The sequence below is a fragment of the Pedococcus sp. P2_E4 genome (genome assembly GCF_056403935.1).
Genome location: NZ_JBFUEO010000077.1, coordinates 1 through 4,430, shown reverse-complemented (window position 1 = coordinate 4,430; position 4,430 = coordinate 1). Strand labels below are relative to the sequence as shown.

Annotated in this window: 4 protein-coding genes; 1 reads left to right on the top strand and 3 read right to left on the bottom strand. The window is 73.0% G+C overall.

Going from position 1 to position 4,430, the window contains the following annotated elements:
- Positions 1–143: 143 nt before the first annotated feature.
- Positions 144–410 carry a DUF6458 family protein gene (locus AC1DV7_RS18070; RefSeq protein ID WP_477598718.1) on the bottom strand — a complete coding sequence of 89 codons (267 nt, stop codon included), beginning with the start codon at positions 408–410 and terminating at the stop codon, positions 144–146.
- A gap of 356 nt (positions 411–766) precedes the next feature.
- On the opposite strand from AC1DV7_RS18070, the gene AC1DV7_RS18065 reads away from it, so the two are divergent.
- Positions 767–2,113: an HNH endonuclease signature motif containing protein gene (locus AC1DV7_RS18065; RefSeq protein ID WP_477598717.1), complete on the top strand. Its 1,347-nt coding sequence runs from the start codon at positions 767–769 to the stop codon at positions 2,111–2,113.
- A 407-nt stretch (positions 2,114–2,520) separates the two neighbouring features.
- Here AC1DV7_RS18065 and AC1DV7_RS18060 read toward each other — a convergent pair whose 3' ends face one another.
- Both AC1DV7_RS18060 and AC1DV7_RS18055 read right to left on the bottom strand, forming a co-directional pair.
- On the bottom strand, positions 2,521–3,063 hold the full coding sequence (locus AC1DV7_RS18060) for an SRPBCC family protein (protein ID WP_477598716.1): 543 nt from the start codon (positions 3,061–3,063) through the stop codon (positions 2,521–2,523).
- A 2-nt stretch (positions 3,064–3,065) separates the two neighbouring features.
- On the bottom strand, positions 3,066–3,911 hold the full coding sequence (locus tag AC1DV7_RS18055) for a hypothetical protein (RefSeq protein WP_477598715.1): 846 nt from the start codon (positions 3,909–3,911) through the stop codon (positions 3,066–3,068).
- Positions 3,912–4,430: the final 519 nt, after the last annotated feature.

Below are 4,430 nucleotides of genomic sequence, written 5' to 3'. Positions count from 1 at the left end.
GGGCTGGCTTGGGGGTCGGGGCGGGCTGGCTTGGGGGTCGGGGCGGGCTGGCTTTGGGGTCGGCACGGGCGGCCGGCACCGCCGGGTATGCCGAAGGGCGGGCCGGATCCGGCCCGCCCTGCGGCGATTGACGTGAGGTGCGGTCAGATGCGCCCGTCGCGGTCGACGTCGACCTCGTCGACCTGCGTGCCGGTCGCGGGGTCGGTGTGGCTCACGCGGCGGGCCGAGTAGCCACCGCCAGCGACGCCCCGACGGCTGCCCATGACGAGCGACAGCAGGATGGCCAGGGCACCGGCTGCCATGCAGATCCAGCCGATCATGCCGAGGTTGACAGCGTCGACGGATGCGTTGAGCGCAAAGGTCAGGATCGCGCCGACGACGATGAGGAAGATGCCGACTCCGATGTACATGCTCACTCCTGTGATTGCGGGTGCGGGGTCACCCGGTCATCCGACTCTATCTCTCCGAGCCCCTGACCAGCGGGAACGCAGCGCAAAACCGGCAAACCGACTGGCGGGCACGGTCGGGAGTTCGCAGGCTGGAAGCTGCTCTCCCCGCGGCCTGCGGGCGTTCCGCGGGGGTTCCGCTCCGCGGGCGTTCCGCGGGCGTTCTGCGAGCGTTCTGCGGGCGTACCGCGGGCGGCTGTCAGGAGGGTCTGGTCTGATAGGTGCTGGGAGCTCCGTGTCTGCCTAGATGCGCGCGAATTCCGTTGCCACCATTGGGAATCCGACTTGTATTCGAACACGTGTTCGAGTAGAGTTCTCTCATGGCAGCAGTCGCGACCCTCACCACCGCCCCCACCGGGACGGACCACCTGCTGCGCCAGCTGCACACCCTGCTCGACCGCGCCGACACCAGCGACATCATCGGCGCACCCGCCGCCGCCAGCGCGCTGCACCAGGTCGACCGCCTCATCGCCCGCGTCCAGGCSGTSCGCCTGGCRCTGCTCGCCGAGGCCGACCGRTGCCAGGTCGCCGCCCAGTCCGGTGCCAGCGGCACCCCCGCGTGGCTGGCGTCGGCCACCCGCACCGACGGSGCCGCGGCCTCGCGGGACGTCCGCCTCGCCTCCGCGCTMGACACCACCCTGCCCGCGACCCGGGAAGCCCTGACCGCCGGGGACCTGTCCACCGACCACGCCCGCGTCATCGCCACCRCCGCCTCCGCGCTGCCCGAGCGGCTGCGCCYCGACCAGAAGGCGGCCATCGAGGCGTCGCTCGTGGCAGCCGCCCGACACCTCGACCCCACCACCCTGCGCCGACAGGCCCGCCGCGCCCTCGCCGCAGCGCAAGCCACCCAGGCCGAGGTCGACGCCCACGAAGACCAGGTCCTGCGCGCCGAGGAAGACACCGCCTACCGCAAGACCCGCCTCACCTGGCACCACCACGACGACGGCACCACCACCGGCCACTTCACCCTGCCCACCCTCGCCGCGTCGATCCTGGTCAAGACCATCCAACAGATCGCCTCCCCCCGCCGCTTCGCCCAGACCGCCGCCCGCGCAGCCCGCACCGACGCAGCCCGCACCGACCAAGGCCCAGCCACCAGCGCGGCGACGGTGCGCGAGGCCACCTGGGAAGCGTTCCGCGAAGCCGACAGCGACTGGGCCCACCGCTACGGCACCGCGTTCCTCGAGCTCGTCGAACACCTACCCACCGACACCCTCACCGGCAAGGTCGCCGCCACCGTCATCGTCACCATCGACCACGACACCCTGCGCCGGCAGGTCGGCGCCGCCCACCTCGACACCGGCCACGACCTGTCCGCCAGCACAGCCCGACGCCTGGCCTGCAACGCCGGCATCCTGCCCGCCGTCCTCGACGGCCGACCCGTCCCCCTCGACCTCGGCCGACAAAACCGGTTCTTCACCGAACCCCAACGCCTSGCCCTGGCCACCACCTACGACACCTGCGCCGCCCACGGCTGCGACCGCCCSTACGCCTGGTCCGAACTCCACCACCAGGACCCCTGGAGTCGCGGAGGAACCACCGACCTCGCCCACGCCATCCCCCTGTGCGGACACCACCACCGCCGCATCCACGACCCCGCGTACACCCACCACATCGAAACCGACCCCGGCGGACGCAAGACCGTCACCTACACCCGGCGCACCTAGACATGCGCCTGGACAATGCGCAGGTTCGGGCGAAACGTTGCAGGGCAAGGCGGGTCTCAGTGCTGCCCCTAGGGACCCGGCGACCCGGCTTCACGCCGCCGACGTCGCGGGGACGGAAAGCCCCGCTGCCCTCTGTCTCGGTCGTCGCGGAGTCGACTCAGCTGCCCGGTTGTTCGGGGCATCGGTCGAGCTCCGGGGGAACTTCGAGTGACTCGCGCGCAGGGGCGTCGACCGGTTGCCGCTCTAGATCGCCGATCACGACGCGGTGCCGCGACCGGGACAGCAGGTAGGCCACGACAGCCGCGGCGGCCAATGCGGCATTCACGGCGAGAACGCGAGCGCGGGACGGGCCCTCCGGACCCGGAGCAAGTCTCATGGCGAGGTCACCTCCGGACCCCGAGGGGACCTCATGGCGACGTGCCCGATGAGATCACGCGTTCGCGCAGACCCGCGGCTAGGCCGGCCACGGTGGCCTGGTCGAACACTCCGCCGACCCGCTCGGCAAGCAGGCGGTGGCGGACCGGGGCCAGGCGCAGCCGGAGGTGGACCCGTGTCCCCGCTGCGCCCTCGGGACGCAGCTGCAGGCACCAGGTGAGGCGGGTGTGACCCCTGGTCGAGCTGAAGAGCAGGTGGTCGGCCGGCGCAACCTCCTCGACGGTGAACGTCGCGCCCTTGCCGCCCCAGTCGGGGATCACGTCGCCGACCTGCAAGCCGAGGAAGCGCTGCTCGAGGTGCCGCAGGCCCCGCCGACCTCGCGGGACCACTCGTTCGACCACCGCCGGCAGGTACCACCCGGCCCGAGCCTTTCCGAGCTGGACAAGCCACGGCCAGACCTGATCGGGCGGTGCGTCGAGGCTGAACGCGCGGTCCATCACGACGTCGACCGGCTGAACCAGGTCGTCGCCCGGCAGGACGTGTGCCCGCTCCGTGGCGGTCGCGCGGGTCGACACGGCTATCTCTCGTCGATGACCTTGCCGCCGAGCAGGCGCTCGATCACCGGACGCCCCACCTCGGCGAGCGCGTCGATGTCCTCGTCGTCGGCGCTGGCGACGCTGTCGTCGGCGACGTAGGTGTCGTCGACAACCGGCTCAGCAGTCACCTCGGCCCGGGCGCGCTCGAGACGCGACCCGATCGGCGCGGGAGCCGCGCCTCGTAGGTCGTCGGCGTCGGGACCGGAGGCCCAGGACGGCCCGTCGCCTGGCGCGGCCGGAGCACTGGCCCAGCCACCGCTGCCACTCTCGGGCGTCACGGTCGACGGGCTGATGCCGGCGTCGGCCAGGGCCGAGGCTCCTCCGCCGGAACCACTGGAACCGCCAGAACCACTGGGACTTGCAGACCTACCGGGACCACCAGCGCCACCGGACAGACCCGATGACCGGGCGGGACCAGCCGCACCCGGGGACGTGGACGAGCCGCTCGCGGGGCCGCTCGTGGCGCTGTCCGCGGAATCGGGCCCCGACTCTGCGCCCGAGTCGGAACCGAACCCGCGCGCCGGGGCGCTGGGGTGCACCGACGGATGGGGCTCGCCGCTGGGCTTGGAGAGCGTCGCGTCAGGGACCGGGATGCCCTCGACCCGGGCGTCCACGCCGAGCACGTCGATGAGGGCCTGGCGGACGAGGTCGGCGTGGGGGCCGTGTCGGAAGGTGTTGGCGATGCCCACCGTGGAGATGCCCAGGACGACCTTGCTGCCGTCGTAGTCGTGCACCGTGGCGTGCTCGGACAACAGCGTCCAGGTGGTGCGCTTGTGCTTGAAGATCCACGCGAGGATGTCGGGCCAGGCGCGCCGAACGGCAGCCACATCGAGCCCACCGGAGGGCCGGGGCTCAGCCTGCGGTTCCGACGCGGGCGTCGGCGCGGCTTGCGTGGGCGCAGGCGCGGCGGGCGAGGCCTGGGCGGCCGAACCCGGGTCAGGCGAGACCTGAGCAGCCGCAGCGGACGCAGCGGACCCGGACGCAGCGGACTCGGAGGCCGAGGACGAAGGGGCGTGGGACTCGGAGGCCGAGGACGAAGGGGCGTGGGACTCGGAGGCCGAGGACGAAGGGGCGTGGGACTCGGAGGCCGAGGACGAAGGGGCGTGGGACTCGGAGGCCGAGGTCGAAGGGGCGTGGGACCCGGGGGCGGGAGTGCTCGAGGCCGGAGCCGTGGCGGCGGCCGCTGTCGAGACGGAGGCGACCGGCGCTGACGCACCCGACGCTGACGCAATCGAGGCGGGCGGCGCGGAGGCGGAGGCAGCCGGCACGGGCGCGGCGGCTGCCGGCGCAGGCGGGGGCGCGGAAACGGCTGACGCAGCCGGCGCGGGCGCGGAGGCAGCTGACGC